Source organism: Paenibacillus alkalitolerans (assembly GCF_016482785.1).
Taxonomy (GTDB): domain Bacteria; phylum Bacillota; class Bacilli; order Paenibacillales; family YIM-B00363; genus Paenibacillus_AE; species Paenibacillus_AE alkalitolerans.
In genome coordinates, this window is record NZ_JAEMXM010000039.1 from 1 (window position 1) to 15729 (window position 15729).

Consider the following 15729-nt stretch of genomic DNA (forward strand, 5'->3'; position numbering starts at 1 on the left):
TCACTTTTTTCAAAGTGTCCATCTTACGGGTCACAGTTCAATGTTCAGGGCGGTCTTTCTTTCACTGCGCTGCCGGAAGAACAACGCGAAATGCGGCGCCTTCGCCGGGTTTGCTTTGTACGCCGATCGTTCCGCCGTGAGCTTCAACGATGGATTTGGTAATCGACAAGCCGAGTCCCGCACCTCCGTGTTTGCGCGTTCGCGAATAATCGCTCCGGTAAAACCGTTCGAACACGTGCGGGAGATGCTCCGGGGGGATGCCTGGACCGTTGTCCCCAACGATCAATTCCGCTTCTTTCCGGATGGAAGACAGGATGATGCGAATGGCCCCGCTGTCCGGATCGGTGTGTTGAACCGCGTTGTGAAACAAATTGAGCACGACCTGCTTGATTTTATCCGGATCGTATGTGCCTTGAACGTTTGCCGTAATGTCAAAATGCACGCCGCGGTTGCCGGCGAGCACGCGAAGCTGCGGTTCCATCTCCAAGATCAGAGCATCGAGCCGCATGTCGGACATATTCAATTGGGGGGCGCGGTCAAGCTTGGCCAGCAGAAGCAAATCTTCCACAAGCTTTATAATGCGCTTCGATTCGCCGTGCATACTGTGCAGAGCTTTGTAGAGCTGCTCCGGTTTGTTTGCGGCACCCCGCAGCAGCACCTCAAGAAAGCCGTGAATCGATGTCAACGGTGTCCGAAGCTCATGGGAAGCGTCGGCAATGAAGCGGCGCATCTGTTCTTTCGCTTCGCGTTCCGCGTCGAACGAGCGGGCGATCCGCTCAAGCATGCCGTTGAACGAATCGGCAAGCAGATCGATTTCCAGCTGGCCTTGTCCGGCAGGAAATCGATCGTTCAAATTGCGGGCGTCCGTTCGCTCTACCGTCTTGACCATCTGATTGAGAGGATTCAGCGTTCGCCGGAGGATTGGAAGATAGAGCGCCAAGCCGCCCGCGAGGGCAAGCGCCGACAGTGAGACGAACGTAAGCAGCTGCCGCAAGAGGACATCTTTAAGAGGAGCCGTCGGAGTCCCTAATTGAAATAACCCTATACTGTCAAATCCCCGAATAGGGCGAAATACAAGCAACTGCTCCGTTCCGTCCTCGTTTCGGACTACTTTGTACATAACTTTTTCCCGCTTTTCAAATTGTTCGATTATTGCTTCATACTCCTTGTCGGGGAGCCGCGGGGAGCTTATGCCGGTCTCGTCCGTTAATTCGGTGAAATGGTTTCTATATTGGATGTAGGCGGCAAGCGACGTGTCAGGCATGAATAAGGTCGGCCCTCTCCTGGGCGGGGATCCGGGCGGGGCGTTCATCAAGTCTCTCGGGATCGCCATCATCCGGGCTTCCATAGTTTCCGCTTGATTCCGGTACAAGAAATCTTTCATCAGAACATATTGAAGCGATCCGATCAGCAGCAGCAGTCCCGCTATAATAATCAAGGTGCGGGCCAGAAGCTGAAACCGGAGCGACTTGGGGGCGAACCAATATTTTAGTTGAGAAATAACGTTGGGGCTCCTGTTCATGGCAGGTCGACCCGATAGCCCGAACCGCGCAGCGTCCGGATGAGGCGGTGTTCCTTGTCGCGCAATTTATCCCGCAGCGAACGAATGTAAACCTCCACAATATTTTCCTCTCCGCCGAAATCGTATCCCCATACTTTGTCTAATATTTTCGTCTTGCTGAGCACAATGCCGTGATTCAAGACCAAGTACTTCAGAAGCTCGTATTCGGTTGGAGAAAGCTCCAGAACTCGATTGCCGTATATAATTTCCCGTCTGCCGTCGTCAATGCGGAATGGACCGTACGAAACCTCGCCGAACAGACTCGGAAATTGGTTGCGAAGCCGGGCGTGAATTCTGGCAAGCAGCTCTTCGAAGCTGAACGGTTTCACAACGTAGTCGTCGGCGCCGAGCGTTAAACCTTTTACCCGGTCCTCCACCTCGTCTTTGGCGGTCAGCATGATGACGGAGACGTTGTTCCCGGTTTTCTTCAGCAGCCTGCATACCTCAAATCCGTCGATCCCCGGCATCATTACATCCAACACAACCACGTGCGGTTCGTATTCCCGAGCTGCAGTAACGGCGCTCATCCCATCTTGTGCCGTTATCACCTCGAAGCCTTCATTCGATAATCCGAATTCCAAAAATTGCAAAATGTGCGGCTCATCGTCAACAAGCATAATTTTAATTCCGTGTTTGCCTTTCATTAACATAGCTGCCTCCCTAAACGCCAGCAATATATTCCCGATTATGCTCCGCAAAGCTGAAAATTCGCTGAAAGCCCCCTGAAGCGCGGCTTAATTTGAAAATACATTATACCTCCCGGCTATTCAGAAAGCTTAGGATGCGTTGGACTATCCTTGTTGCCGAGCGTCTTCATCTCTTGTATGAACAGCCGCTCACCTGGCTTAAAACTCAAAAGATCGCGCTGGTAACGGAAGGCAGCCGCGGACTGGGCAGGAATTCTGCCATCGCGCTCTCCCGCAAAGGATTTGACGTCATCGTCACAAGAGCATTTCAGTCTCGCCGGGTTCAATTGGGTTACGATGCGGCTGCTGGAGATCGCTTCCTCCATATTCGCTGTGAACATCGCCATTGGAAAATGAAGTCGGCCTAAGAAATCTTCAAATATTGGTTTGGTTCTCAAGTCTGCGATACATAGTCACTCTCGCCAAGTGCACGATTTTTTAAGGAAAACCGGTGTTTTCTCTGCATTATATTTCGACTCGAAAGCCCTCAAACCCTTGTAAATCCTGAATAAATCTAATGTCCAGCAAGCTTTACATAGCTTGGCTAGGGACACTTGGGGACTATTTTACGCTTACCTTTTAAACAAAAAAGGCCGCGATATCTGCGACCTTCAATTAAAGCTTTTTTATTTATCTTTTAAAAAGTTTTAACATTACAAAAGTAACGACTGCAACATCAATTACAAGTAGTATGTCTAACAACCATCCATCTTCAATAGTAAAAACAAGAACTGTAGCTATGATCGTCGATATAAGGACTGTAATCAATGCTTTCATGGTTACTCAGTCCGTTTCCATTAATAATTTACTTCTGGATTGACAAATGCATTGACTTATCGCGCATAATTACAGCCCAATAGGGCCAAAAGGAATACGCATAAATGGAGGGAAGTTGACCTGCTCCAAATTCTTTTACTGATTCTGCTAGTACTGCAATTAAAACAGCCCTTCCTACAGCTTTGGTTGCCCACCCTATCCAGGTAGAACCAGCTACTATTCCGACATTAGCTAACTTATTCATTGTACTTTTACTTAACCAAAGTTGCCAAATTTTCCGCATCATAGATGAACGTCTTCGATCCGTTGCTGGTGAGGTTCCTGTTCGCATCATACGTATACGCTTGGCCGTTCACAGCCGTTAGCTGGTTGGCAGCGTCATACGTATAATTCGTTATCGTTTTGGTGGTACTTGTTGTTACTGTCTTCGATGTCCGGTTTCCTACCTTATCATAAGTGTAGGAAATGGAGGTTCCATTCGCCAACGTTTCCTTCGTCAATTGATTCAAGTTGTCGTACTGATACGTGATCGTACCGAAATTGGTTACTATGCTGGTGATATTGCTGTTAGCATCGAACGTGTGATTGTACGAATGCAACAGCGCGCCAGCGTTATTGTAGTGTTTAACAGACTTCAAGCGGTTGGCATCATCGTATTCGAATACGAGACGGAGATAATGTTACCCCGTTCATCATAAACGAACTTCGCTTGACTCACTCCGTTTCGGGATAGCCACCCATGCCGCTACGCTGCACCACAAAGGATGAAAATGGTTGTTCGGCGTCAATACTTCTAACACGGCTGGCGAGGAAGGTCGTTGCACTATGGTGCCGCGAGCCCACGGGATAGTCTGATTCCAACGACCACGGTGCACCACGAATTGTCGCTCCCTTTGGGAAGCACGCAGGGTAGATTAACCCAAGTCTGGTTGTTGCACCAGCCCACAAATTAAAGCCGAAGAAAGGAAACCGTTCATGGAAGTACTCATTGAGCGCGCATGCGGTTTAGATGTTCATAAGAAGACCATCACCGCCTGTGTATTTACTCCAGAAGGAAAGGAGAAAGTGAAATACTTTATGTTATCCGGCCGCGGAATGGGCGGACGAGGCGGAAGCTCCGACATTGCGGCATGGGTTCAGGAGCACGGTACCGTCGTCCCGACGGAGGAATGGCAGGGAACTGGCGGCAATTCGGCTGCCGACGACGGAGGTCTCGGAGATTTCGGAGGTTTCGGAGGACGCGGCGGCAGCGTGACATTATATGAAGTGAAACTTTGAAAAGGAGGTGCTCCGCCATGACGGGCACGACAACGTATTCCGTTATTATCCCGATGTATAACGAGGAAGCGGTCATTCAGGAAACATACCGGAGATTGAAGAAAGTGATGAACATGACGGGAGAAGCATACGAGCTGCTCTTCGTCAATGACGGCAGCCGTGACAGATGCGCCGACATTATTCGGGAATGTGCTTACTGGGATGATACCGTAAGGCTTATTGATTTCTCGCGCAACTTCGGACACCAGATCGCCATAACGGCCGGCATGGATTATGCGGAAGGCGATGCGGTTATCATCATCGACGCCGATCTTCAGGACCCTCCGGAGCTCATTTTCGACATGATTGAGAAGTGGAAGAACGGTTACGAGGTCGTCTACGCGCAACGGATAAAGAGAAACGGCGAGACAATGTTCAAAAAATGGTCCGCCAGTCTGTTCTACCGCGTTCTGCGGGCTTCCACGGATATTTCCATACCGGTTGATACAGGAGATTTCCGATTAATGGACCGTAAGGTCGTCAACGAGATGAAAAGATTGCCCGAAAATAACAGGTTCGTACGGGGACTTGTAAGTTGGATCGGTTTTCGCCAAACGGCCGTTGAGTACGAACGGGACGAAAGGCTTGCAGGAGAGACGAAATATCCGCTCAAACGGATGATCAAGCTTTGCCTGGACGGCATCACGTCATTCTCGATCAAACCGCTGAAGATTTCGGGGTATCTTGGCGCGCTGCTGTCAGCTTCAGGGTTCATTTATCTATTTTACGTTCTGTATCTTGCGCTTTTCACAGATGAAACGCTGCGAGGCTGGGCGTCGATTGTGAGCGTGATGCTCATTTTCAACGGCTGTGTGCTGCTTATGTTCGGCTTCATGGGGGAGTATATCGGCCGTATTTACGATGAAGCGAAGGGCCGGCCGCTCTATATCGTGCGGGACGTGCATGGATTAAACAATAGGGAGAAACCTGTCCGAAAACGGTTGATCGCGAATGAATAGCAAACTGGCTCTACTCTTAAAGTTCGGCGTGGTCGGGATCATGAATTCGGCAATCGACGCGAGCGCGTTTCTTATCCTGGCTGCATGGGGCATGCCGATCGTTGCGGCGCAAATATGCGCATACGTACTGGGAACATTGAACAGCTACTTGGTCAACGGAAGGTGGACGTTCAAAAGCGATCAGCTGGGGAAGGCAGGAACGCTGCTGCGGTTTCTTACCGTGAATCTGATCACGCTTGGCGCCACTTCGGCCATGCTGGTCGCTCTTCACGAGCATGCCGGGCTGCCTCTGTTAGCAAGCAAGATTTTGGTTATCGGCTTCGGCCTTTTTCTAAACTTCACGGGAAGCAGGTTTTGGGTATACCGTTCCGGATTATCATACAAAAGGAGCGATTCATGATGACGAGAGCGATCCGCAAGGCGGTAATACCTGCGCCGGCCTGGGAACGAGAGGTTTCTTCCGGCTTTGACACGCGCCAGTTCTCCATTCCTTTTTAATTACTCTTCACGTACTTGGTCAGCTGCACGGTCATTTCATACCGCATAAACGGAGTGATCAGATATATTCCTTTAAAATAACGGCAGGCGGTGTCCGTCAGCTCCATCGCGATTTCCATGCCTTGTTTCCGCGCATCGCCGCCTTCGTAACGGGCCATCTTGGCAAGCACGTCCTCCGGAATACGTATTCCGGGGACTTTATTGTGTAGAAATTCCGCATTCCGATAGCTCGTTAAAGGCATGATCCCGATAAAGACGGGAAATGCCAAGCGTTCGACGGCTTCCGCGACCTGTTCGATTTGTGTATGGCAAAATAGCGGCTGGCTCATGGCGAAATCCGCACCTGCCGCGAATTTTTTCTCCAATCTCTCGACAGCTTTGTGCAAATGCCTGGTATTCGGATTGAAGGCCGCACCGACGGTAAACGATGTTCGGGCTTTAAGGGGGCGGCCCGCGAACGAGACACCTTCGTTCATCTTCTTGATCATGCGGATCAAATCGAATGAAGTGGTATCGAAAACGGACGCGGCGCCCGGAAGATCTCCATTGCGCGGAGGGTCGCCCGTCACCGCCAACACATGATCGAAGCCCAAGGCGTAAAGCCCCATCATATGGGACTGTTGGGCAATAATATTCCGATCCCGGCAAGTGACATGGAGGAGCTGCCGAATTCCAACCCGTTCTCTCACGAGCGCCGCCACCGCCATATTACTCATCCGGGTTATCGCCAGCGAGTTATCGGCGAGCGTGATTGCATCCGCTCCGGCATCTTTTAATGCGGCGGCTCCCTCCAAATACGGAGTATAATCCAGGTCTCTGGGAGGATCCAATTCCACAATGACGGTAGTTTGTTCTTGAACCATCTCCGGCAATGTTCGTTGCCCAGCCATCCCTCTCACCTCAGTTCTACTTTATTGTATGCGGCTGAAAGGAAAGAGTATGGATAAGTATTACTGAGAGATTCGTATATTTATGAACAAGTAGTGTGATGCACATGACATGATTGGAAGGGAGGAATATACATAGAGTAGCGTACTTCGCGGAATAAGGAGGTGAATCATGACGATGACCATGCCTCCGTCTGTTTTAGTAGTAGGCACGATTTTTATAGATTGCAAAGGATTTGCGAAGCAGCAATACAATCCGGCTGCCAGAAATCTTGGAGCTATCCGGTTTGTTCATGGTGGCGTAGGACGAAATGTGGCGGAAAATTTGGCGAACCTCGGAATAGCTACAAGCTTTGCCTCATCCGTCGACGCCACCGCGATCGGGAAAGAAGTAACGGAAAGACTTCAACGGTCTAAAGTAGATATAGGCTATATGGTCGAGTCCGGGCAACATGGAATGGGTATGTGGCTGGCGATTTTGGACGAGAAAGGAGAGCTCGCCGGTTCCATCTCCCAGATGCCCGATCTCGCTCTATTGCAAGAGTCGGTTGCCCGCAAAGGAAAAGAGATGATTCGACGATCCACCCATATTGCGCTTGAGTTGGATCTAAACATTCAAATCGTCCGCAGCGTCATCAAGCTGGCTGAAGAAGAAAAGAAACCGCTGTACGGCATTTGCGGCAATTTGGACGTTATATTACGTCATAGGGACATATTGGATCATTTGGATTGTTTTATTTGCAACAATTTTGAAGCGGATCTTTTTTTCGAGAAAGATTTTACGAATATGGATATCGATCTAAAACAAGAAACTATTGCTCAATTTGCCGACCGCACGGGTATGCGTTCAATGGTCGTTACTTTGGGAGCGGGAGGGGCCGTCTATTACGATTCCCAAACAAAATCCGCCGGGCACCAGCCGGTCTTTCCCGTCAATCCGGTCGATACGAGCGGAGCCGGAGATGCATTCTTTTCAGGTACGGTGATGGGATTGGTAATGGGGCTTCCATTAGGACAAGCGGTGATATGCGGGACCAAAGTGGCGGGATGGACTATTGAATGTGCCGAAAACACGAACCTGGAACTGCCGGAGAAAATAGAACTAGATGAGTACTTTAAAAATATGAAATAGAAGAGGCCGCCTGATCGGCAGCCTCGAAGTATTGATATTGGGCCTTGAAGGTAGAATTCAACTGTTCAAATACGAAGCTTGCTCTTTTGTAAGTTGATCTATTTTGATTCCAAGCGTTTGCAGACGCAGATTTGCAACATACCGGTCCAATTCCGCGGGAACGGAGTGCACTCTCGCACCGAGTGATTTTCCGTTCCGAACGACATGTTTTAAGGAAAGAGCTTGCAATGCGAAAGTCATATCCATCACCTCCGCCGGATGACCGTCCCCTGCGGCAAGGTTCACCAGACGTCCTTCCGCCAGCAAATAAAGCTTGCGGCCGTCTTTCATCGCATATTCATCAATATTTTTGCGAACTTCACGAACGGTTACGGCCCGTGCCGCCAAATCGTTCTTATTGATCTCCACATCGAAATGCCCGGCGTTACACATGATCGCGCCGTCTTTCATGATGTCGAAGTGACCGTCCGCGATTACATCGCGATTGCCTGTAACAGTAACAAAGATATCGGCGTGAGCGGCCGCTTCGCCGATAGACATCACTTCAAATCCGTCCATATAGGCTTCTATCGCTTTAATAGGGTCGGTTTCCGTAACAATGACTTTGGCGCCTAACCCTTTCGCCCGCATAGCCACACCTTTGCCGCACCAGCCGTAACCTATAACCGCGACCGTTTTGCCCGCAACCACCAGATTCGTCGTTCTCGCAACCGCGTCCCACACGGATTGTCCGGTTCCGTACCGGTTATCGAATAAATACTTGCAATATGCATCGTTTACCGCCATCATCGGAAATTGCAGCCTGCCGCTTTTCTCCAACGCCATTAACCGGACGATACCCGTTGTCGTTTCTTCGCAGCCTCCTATGATTTCTTTCGCCTGATCCAGTCGTTGAGTATGCAAAATGCCGACCAAATCTCCGCCGTCGTCGATAATTGCGTCCGGTTTGAAATCCAGCGCCTTATTAAGATGCATATGATACTCTTCATCCGTCACATCATGCCAGGCAAAGGCGGTTATCCCGCTTTCAACAAGCGCCGCGACAACGTCGTCTTGCGTCGAAAGCGGGTTGCTTCCGCAAACGGCGACTTCGGCGCCGCCGGCTTGTATGACTTGGGCAAGGTATCCGGTTTTCGCTTCAAGATGCAGGCAGATGGAGACGCGAAGGCCATTGAAAGGAAGCTCCTTCCTGAATTGTGTTTCTATGTTGTTAAGTAGAGGCATATGGGCTTTCACCCAATCCAGTTTAACTTTGCCATGGGGCGCCAATTTTATATCACGGATCATAGAATCGTTGCGGTTAGTCATCGTCATGTTTTCCCTCCGAATCACGTAAACTATTAACAACGTATTCAAGCAAAGAGATATAAGTGTGGTTTAACGACTAACCCGGTCACAATCCTGATGCCTCACATGTTAATTTTGTGCAAACTTCTCTTAGAATCATCAATGTTGCAATGGATGCTTCGTCATTATAATCAAAGTATCTAATGATGAAAGGGGAGCATTGCAGCATGGCCGGTAACGAACCGCTATTATTGACGGATGAACAGATGAGGAAGTTTATCGCGGAAGGTTTTCTTATTTTGAAAACGGATTTCCCGAAGCAATTCCACGATCGCCTGATGGAGCAGTTGGACAAAGTGTACAAAGAGGAAGGCAATCCGGGCAACAATCTGCTGCCGCGCATACGGGAGCTTCAGAAGGTATTCGATCACCCGGTCATTACCGGGGCGTTAACGAGCGTGCTTGGACCCCGTTACATGCTTCATGCGCATAGGCACGGGCATTTCAACGCCATCCCGACGGCAGGCGGCTGGCATAAGGACAGCTACTGGGGGTATTCCCGCTTGCGCAACCATCATCCTTGGTGGGCGATGGTCATGTATTTCCCGCAGGATACTCCCGTCGAGCTCGGGCCAACCGGAGTTATGCCGGGCACGCAAAATTACGAGACGCGGACTTTCGAATCGGACGATACGGCGGGCGAAGCTTTGGCCAGCGGCGAAGCGGGAACGTTCGCGTTGATCCATTACGACCTCTGGCACCGTTCCACGCCGAATTTGCTCGGTCGACCCCGGTATATGTTGAAATTCGAGTTTATGAGAACGACTGCGCCGGACGGACCTAGCTGGGACAATCGGGAGAACAACTGGTCCACGCCCGATAAGCTGAATCTGCCTATCGCCCGGCATGAACTGATGTGGGAGGAAACGTGGAGTTGGCTTCGAGGGAAAGTCGGTGCCATGGCGAACACGATGCCTGGCGATCCGCAAGCCATACAAGCACTTGCAGCGCAATTGGAGGACGGCTTTGAACCGACGGCATTGAATGCGGCTTACGAACTTGCATGCAGGGGGACAGGAGCAGTGAACCGGCTGCTCGAAGCTCTTCGTCACGAAAACATCCGTGTTTCCCGCTTGGCCGCCTACGGACTGTCCGTTTCCGGTGAAGAAGCGGTCAATGGATTAATAAGCGCATTGGACGATACAAGAACGGAGACTGTGTGCCACGCCGCGTTTGCGCTTGGCGAGCTGCGGCATGCTGCGGCAAGCGCTATGCCGAAGCTGATTGCCCTGCTCGGGCATCCTTCCGAGCTTGTCCGGCGCACCGTTACGGAAGCGGTGTCCATCATCCGCGAGCCTGCCGATGAGGCGGTAAACGGATTGATTCGCGCGCTGCAGGACAGCGATGTTCAGGTCCGGTTTATGGCGGGGCTTTCATTAACGAGGTTTGGAGCTGCTGCGGCGGCGGCGGTACCTTATTTGGAGAAGGCTTTGGACGATGAAAACCGTTATGTCCGGGCTCATGCCGCGGAAGCGCTGCGGTATATCGGAACCGACCGCGCGAAAGACGCGTTGATCAAAGAGCTGTTTAATTTGCGCTGGTGTTCGAACACCACGCCGGCCAACACATTCTATCCTTAAGTTGTACACTGCTATTGCACAGTAAAAAAAGCATCTTCTGCCGCTTGCCGGGAGAAGACGCTTTTTTACTTTATACGTATGATGTCACCGGCTACGGCAGCAATTCCCGGTATTCGGTAGGGGAAAATCCGGTGTATTCTTTGAACATTCGCGAGAAGTATGAGACATCCATGCTCAAGGTTTCGGCAATCGCCGAAACGTTCAAACGAGTGAAGGACAAATAATGCTTCGCCTTCTCGATCCGAAGACGATTCACGTACTGAATGGGAGAAAATCCGGTCGTCTCTTTAAATACCCGAATGAAATAGTTGGGATGGAAATGGGCGATTTGAGCAAGCGTGTCCACCGACAACGGATCGCTTAAGTGATCGTCGATGTACTGCAGCACCGTATTCATTTTGTCAAGCGAGCCGGTTATTTTCGTGTTCAACTTGACGGATTCGCTCCGGTCAATAAACAGGGCGATGATTTCGAGCAAAATCGAATTTATGTGAATGACGGACGTAATCTCGTCGCGGCGCCGCCAATATATGAGCCGATCGAATGCACCTGTCAATTGCTCCCTGTCGCTGATATCGACGAAATACGGCGTCTCCACAATTTGAAACAGAGGAAATTGCCCGATCTCAGCCGTGAAATGGCACCAATATTTTCCGAAAGTGTTGTCGCCGATTGTTCCGTAGGATTGCGTGATCCCGGCCGGCATCAAATAGAGCTGGCCGGGCTTCGGATTAAATGTCCGGTCGCCCACTTTAACATAACCTTCGCCTTCGAGGATGAAATACAGTTTGTTAAAGTCGGGCACATAATTGTCCTCGTTCCATGTAACCGGAACTTTCGTGTATGCTGCGACGGAACAATCCAATTTCACGTTTGCAATATACTTCTTCCAGAACGATCCCCGGTTCGGCATCGTTGTCATCGTTTGCGGTTCCAGTAATGCAGCTCTTTTTCTATCAGCGAGTGAAACGACGGGTTGGCGTCGGAGATTTTCTGAAATATTTCTTTATAATAGTCGCACAGAAGAGTAAGCGTCAGTTTGCATCTTAAATCATCGTTATCCTTCTTTAAATTGTTAATGAGTTTCACCGGTTGAAATTGATCGTCGATCATTATACATATGAGAGCGAATTGATACCCGTTGACGTAGAACGTGATCAGCAGCTGCTGCACGGTGGGCACATATTGCATCGACACGTCTTCTAATGTCCAATGTTCGAAAGGTATGGTCCGCATAAAAGGTAAAGCCATATACTGATCCCTGCCATAAGGTTAATAATTTTCATTATAACATTAATTATTCTTAAAAAATTGTTAATTATTTAACAAAATGAGGTCAGCGATCCTGCTTTGCAGGGTCTTTTTTTTATTTGCGGACGATAAAAATAATAACGACGGCTGACAAGCTGTGTGCAGCTTTGCATGTACTATGATGTAACAAAATAATTTTGCGGAATTTATAAAATTGAGGGAAAAATCCTCCAGTCGGTAATATAAATAAAATCACAGAGACAAATGGTATACAAAGGGTGCGGTTGAGACTTTTATTTTCAGAAGGAGGAACTCGCATGAATAGAAAGCTCCGATTACTGTCTTTGGCGCTTGCTCTCATCTTTATCTCATTATCCGCATGCAGTCAGCAATCGTCCGGGGGCGGCGAACCGCCGGCCGCCGAAGCCGGAAAGGAAACGGACGGCGCGGAAACCGATAAAGGCGAGAACGGCGGAGAACAGCAGCCGCCAAAAAACGTCACTCTTGATTTTTGGACGATTGCGCTCAGTCCGACATTCGACGACTACATTAACGGCAGGATAGCCAAGTATGAACAAGAGCATCCCGGAATCAAAGTGAAATGGACGGATCTGCCCTTCAACGCCATCGAAAACAAGCTGCTGACGTCGATAGCCGGAGGACGTTCTCCCGACGTCGTCAACCTGAACACGACCATGGCGCTTACGCTCGCGAGCAAGAACGCATTGGTCGATCTAAACGCGGAAGCGACGGAGGAACAGCGCGGCATCTACTTCGAGGAGTTGTACAAATCGGCTTCGATCGGAGACAGCGCATACGCGTTCCCTTGGTATATCGCTCCGCACGTGTTTATGTATAACAAATCGTTGTATGAACAAGCCGGACTGGATCCGGCCGCTCCTCCGAAGACTTGGGAAGAAGTGAAACGGCAATCCATAACGATTAAGCAAAAGACGGGGAAATACGGTTTTGTCGTTACCGATTCTTATATAGCCCAAATGTATTTGTCCGGAGTGCCGGTCGTAAATGAAGAGAAAACGAAAATTATAATCAACACTCCCGAAGCTCTTGAGTACGCCAAATTTGTAAAATCGCTCTACGATGAGGATGCGGTGCCCAAGGACGGCATCACCGGCGGGTATGCATTCGCTTTAAATCAATATCAAGCGGGCGAGATCGCGATGCTTATCACCGGTCCGCAATTTCTTAAACGGATCAAGGAGAATGCCAAAGAAGTATATGACAATACGCTTATTGCCGAGGTGCCGACCCGGTCGACCGAAGGAAAAATTCACGCCCCGCTTATGAACGTCGTGGTGCCGACGATGAGCGACGCCCACAAAGAAGCGATCGAATTCGCAAATTATATCACCAACGACGAATCGCAGCTGGAATTTTCGAAAATTGTAAATATTTTGCCTTCGACGAAGGAAGCGGCGAAGGATCCGTTCTTCACGCAGTCCGGCGATGATCCGGAGTCGAAGGCGAAGGTCATTTCGGCCGAATCGCTGCCGAGAGCGGTGGACGTAACGTTCGGTATTAAACAGGAGGGCGAATTGATCTCGTTATTGACGAAGGAATTCGAAAAAATGCTGCTGGGGCAACAATCGCCGGAAGACACGTTAAAGATTGCGGAAGAGGCCATGCAGAAAAAACTCGACGAAATCAATGCCCAGTATTGATTGACCCGTTACATGGGGCGCCGGCGCGGGACTGCGGTTTTGGTCCCGCGCTTGTCCGCAACGTTACGAAGGGGTGAAAGCAGTGCCGCTCCATCATAAAACGCGCCGTTATATATTTGCGTATGCCATGCTTCTGCCGGGGATTATATTTTTGCTCGTGTTCACATTTTATCCGATCATATTCGGCCTGCCGCTTGCTTTTACGAATTATTCGGCGCTTGCGGAGACGCAGTGGGTCGGCTGGCGCAATTTCGAGAGGGCGTTCGCGGATGCCGATTTTTTGCATTCGTTAAAAAATTCGCTGCTTTATGTCATCGTCGTGCCCGTCATTCAGTTTGTTTCGATCCTCATGGCCATTCTGGTCAACAACAATTTAAAGGGGGTCCAGTTTTTCCGGGTGGCGTATTTCATACCGGTCGTTACGTCCATGGTGGCCGTTGCGATCGCGTGGAAGTGGATGTTCGAAGAAAAAGGAATCGTCAATTATATACTGAAGAGCGTCGGTTTGATCGACAGCAACATAGCGTATTTGAACAACATCGATACGGCGCTGTTCGCGGTCATGTTTGTCACGGTCTGGAAGGGACTCGGCTATTATATGATGATTTATTTGGCCGGCTTGCAATCGATTCCTTCCGAGCTGCAGGAGGCGGCGCGCATCGACGGCGCTAATCGTTATCAGGTCATATGGCATGTGACGATTCCGCTGCTGAAGCCGTTTGTACTGCTTTGCTCGTTGTTATCGGTAATGGCGGCGATTCGCGTGTTTGACGAGGTGTACGTAATGACCGGCGGAGGTCCGGCCAATTCTTCAATGGTTACCGGTTTATATACTTATAATAAAGCGTTCAAGGATTTCGATTTCGGGTATGCCGCGGCAATCGGCCTGATCGTGGCGCTGATCGTCTTTGTATTTACCGTTCTCACCTTCAAGTTCGGCAAGAAAGGGGGATTGAATTACTATGGCTGAAACTAAGCGCATCGCGTTTGCGGTGACCTGCTATTTATTCATGACGGCAGCCGCGTTATTTTGTCTCGGACCGTTTCTCTGGCTGCTTTCGACGGCGCTGAAACTGAATGCCAATGTATATCAATTTCCTCCTCAGTTGATTCCTTGGCCGGCTACGCTGAAAAACTTTACTGACGTATTTGAAATTATGCCGCTGTGGACGTACATATGGAATACCGTCTTGATCACCGGGCTTGGCGTGTTGTTTAATGTAGCGATCAGCTCGGTCACCGCTTATCCTATCGCGCGCCTTGATTTCCCGGGACGCAATTTCATCTTTTACGCAATGGTCAGCACGATGATTTTACCGAATGCCGCCGGGATGATCGTGCATTTCTTGATTATTCAAAAACTCGGCTTGTACAATACAATGCTTGCGGTCGTGCTGCCATCCGCCGTCAGTGTATTCAATATCTTCTTGCTGAGGCAAGCGTTCATTACCTTGCCGCGCGAGATGGAGGATGCGGCCAGAATCGACGGCTGCAGCGAATTCAGGATTTTTTGGAACGTCATGCTTCCGATGATCCGTTCCGCGATAGCGACTGTCGTTATTTTTGAGTTTATGGCGTTTTGGAACAGTTTTATTTGGGCGATCGTCGTGTTGGACGAACCGGATAAATATCCGTTGACGGCTGCGCTGCAGTATCTTCAAGGAGAACTGAATTACAACTTTCCGTATATTGCGGCCGGTACGATTATTTCGGTCATCCCGATTATTGTAGTTTTCCTTGCCATGCAAAAGCAGTTCATAAACGGGATGGTCGGCGCTGTGAAAGGATAGCGGCGGCGTTTATCGGATTTGGCGGTCTTTCGATATTATAGGCTTTTCGTTTGGCGATGATGCGGTCTTGCTGGATGGGATAAGCTGCCTGTTGTGTCCGCGTGCGAATCGTGGTATATTTGTAACTCCGCCGCCGATTTCTTGGAGGCGACGGTTACGGAGCCGGTTGAATGGAAATAAATGAATAGTTGCAATCCCGGTTCATGCGTGATATGATGTAATTCCTGTCGCTTCGAGCGGCGGAGTTGAGCAAGACAAGCTT

Annotated in this window: 15 protein-coding genes and 1 pseudogene; 9 read left to right on the top strand and 7 right to left on the bottom strand. The window is 49.7% G+C overall.

The genetic code is table 11. The features are described 5' to 3' along the window. Positions 1-61: 61 nt before the first annotated feature. Both JET16_RS29035 and JET16_RS29040 read right to left on the bottom strand, forming a co-directional pair. Complete coding sequence (locus JET16_RS29035; RefSeq protein WP_199624656.1) at positions 62-1522, bottom strand: sensor histidine kinase; 1461 nt, start codon at positions 1520-1522, stop codon at positions 62-64. Continuing rightward, positions 1519-2205: a response regulator transcription factor gene (locus JET16_RS29040; protein ID WP_199624657.1), complete on the bottom strand. Its 687-nt coding sequence runs from the start codon at positions 2203-2205 to the stop codon at positions 1519-1521. Before JET16_RS29040 ends, JET16_RS29035 begins: the two co-directional genes overlap by 4 nt. A 137-nt stretch (positions 2206-2342) precedes the next feature. On the opposite strand from JET16_RS29040, the gene JET16_RS29045 reads away from it, so the two are divergent. Beyond that, on the top strand, positions 2343-2615 hold the full coding sequence (locus JET16_RS29045) for an SDR family oxidoreductase (RefSeq protein ID WP_199624672.1): 273 nt from the start codon (positions 2343-2345) through the stop codon (positions 2613-2615). Between the two features lie 660 nt (positions 2616-3275). Here the strand turns inward: JET16_RS29045 and JET16_RS29050 are convergent. Next, positions 3276-3662, bottom strand: a complete 387-nt coding sequence (locus JET16_RS29050) for an RHS repeat domain-containing protein (RefSeq protein ID WP_233532432.1) — start codon at positions 3660-3662, stop codon at positions 3276-3278. 427 nt (positions 3663-4089) lie between these two features. Between JET16_RS29050 and JET16_RS29055 the strand changes: the two genes are divergently transcribed. The 3 genes from JET16_RS29055 to JET16_RS29065 are packed head-to-tail and all read left to right on the top strand — an operon-like array spanning position 4090 to position 5700. After that, positions 4090-4302: a hypothetical protein gene (locus JET16_RS29055; RefSeq protein WP_233532433.1), complete on the top strand. Its 213-nt coding sequence runs from the start codon at positions 4090-4092 to the stop codon at positions 4300-4302. Positions 4303-4319: 17 nt separating this feature from the next. Then, positions 4320-5300, top strand: coding sequence for a glycosyltransferase family 2 protein (locus tag JET16_RS29060; RefSeq protein ID WP_199624658.1), 981 nt, complete (start codon positions 4320-4322; stop codon positions 5298-5300). Beyond that, positions 5293-5700, top strand: a complete 408-nt coding sequence (locus tag JET16_RS29065; RefSeq protein ID WP_199624659.1) for a GtrA family protein — start codon at positions 5293-5295, stop codon at positions 5698-5700. Before JET16_RS29060 ends, JET16_RS29065 begins: the two co-directional genes overlap by 8 nt. Positions 5701-5794: 94 nt before the next feature. Here the strand turns inward: JET16_RS29065 and JET16_RS29070 are convergent. Next, a pseudogene (locus tag JET16_RS29070) lies at positions 5795-6685 on the bottom strand (methylenetetrahydrofolate reductase); the annotation flags it as partial. Between the two features lie 172 nt (positions 6686-6857). On the opposite strand from JET16_RS29070, the gene JET16_RS29075 reads away from it, so the two are divergent. Next, the gene (locus JET16_RS29075) at positions 6858-7817 is read left to right on the top strand and encodes a carbohydrate kinase family protein (RefSeq protein ID WP_233532434.1); all 960 of its coding nucleotides are present in this window, start codon (positions 6858-6860) and stop codon (positions 7815-7817) included. Positions 7818-7874: 57 nt separating this feature from the next. Here the strand turns inward: JET16_RS29075 and JET16_RS29080 are convergent, their stop codons facing one another. Beyond that, a complete protein-coding gene (locus JET16_RS29080; protein ID WP_199624661.1) occupies positions 7875-9131 on the bottom strand; it encodes an adenosylhomocysteinase in 1257 nt (418 codons plus the stop codon). Positions 9132-9331: 200 nt separating this feature from the next. Between JET16_RS29080 and JET16_RS29085 the strand changes: the two genes are divergently transcribed. Next, positions 9332-10744 carry a HEAT repeat domain-containing protein gene (locus JET16_RS29085; protein ID WP_199624663.1) on the top strand — a complete coding sequence of 471 codons (1413 nt, stop codon included), beginning with the start codon at positions 9332-9334 and terminating at the stop codon, positions 10742-10744. A 91-nt stretch (positions 10745-10835) separates the two neighbouring features. Here the strand turns inward: JET16_RS29085 and JET16_RS29090 are convergent, their stop codons facing one another. Together JET16_RS29090 and JET16_RS29095 are read right to left on the bottom strand one after the other, a co-directional pair. Then, positions 10836-11666, bottom strand: coding sequence for an AraC family transcriptional regulator (locus tag JET16_RS29090; protein ID WP_199624664.1), 831 nt, complete (start codon positions 11664-11666; stop codon positions 10836-10838). Then, positions 11663-11995 (bottom strand): hypothetical protein, encoded by a 333-nt coding sequence (locus tag JET16_RS29095; RefSeq protein WP_199624665.1) that lies wholly within the window; start codon positions 11993-11995, stop codon positions 11663-11665. Before JET16_RS29095 ends, JET16_RS29090 begins: the two co-directional genes overlap by 4 nt. A 317-nt stretch (positions 11996-12312) precedes the next feature. On the opposite strand from JET16_RS29095, the gene JET16_RS29100 reads away from it, so the two are divergent. From JET16_RS29100 to JET16_RS29110, 3 genes are all read left to right on the top strand, one after another. Further along, complete coding sequence (locus JET16_RS29100; RefSeq protein ID WP_199624666.1) at positions 12313-13677, top strand: ABC transporter substrate-binding protein; 1365 nt, start codon at positions 12313-12315, stop codon at positions 13675-13677. Between the two features lie 82 nt (positions 13678-13759). Then, positions 13760-14647, top strand: coding sequence for a carbohydrate ABC transporter permease (locus JET16_RS29105; protein ID WP_325176805.1), 888 nt, complete (start codon positions 13760-13762; stop codon positions 14645-14647). Continuing rightward, on the top strand, positions 14640-15467 hold the full coding sequence (locus tag JET16_RS29110; RefSeq protein ID WP_199624668.1) for a carbohydrate ABC transporter permease: 828 nt from the start codon (positions 14640-14642) through the stop codon (positions 15465-15467). The genes JET16_RS29105 and JET16_RS29110 overlap by 8 nt, the downstream gene beginning before the upstream one ends. Positions 15468-15729 lie beyond the last annotated feature (262 nt).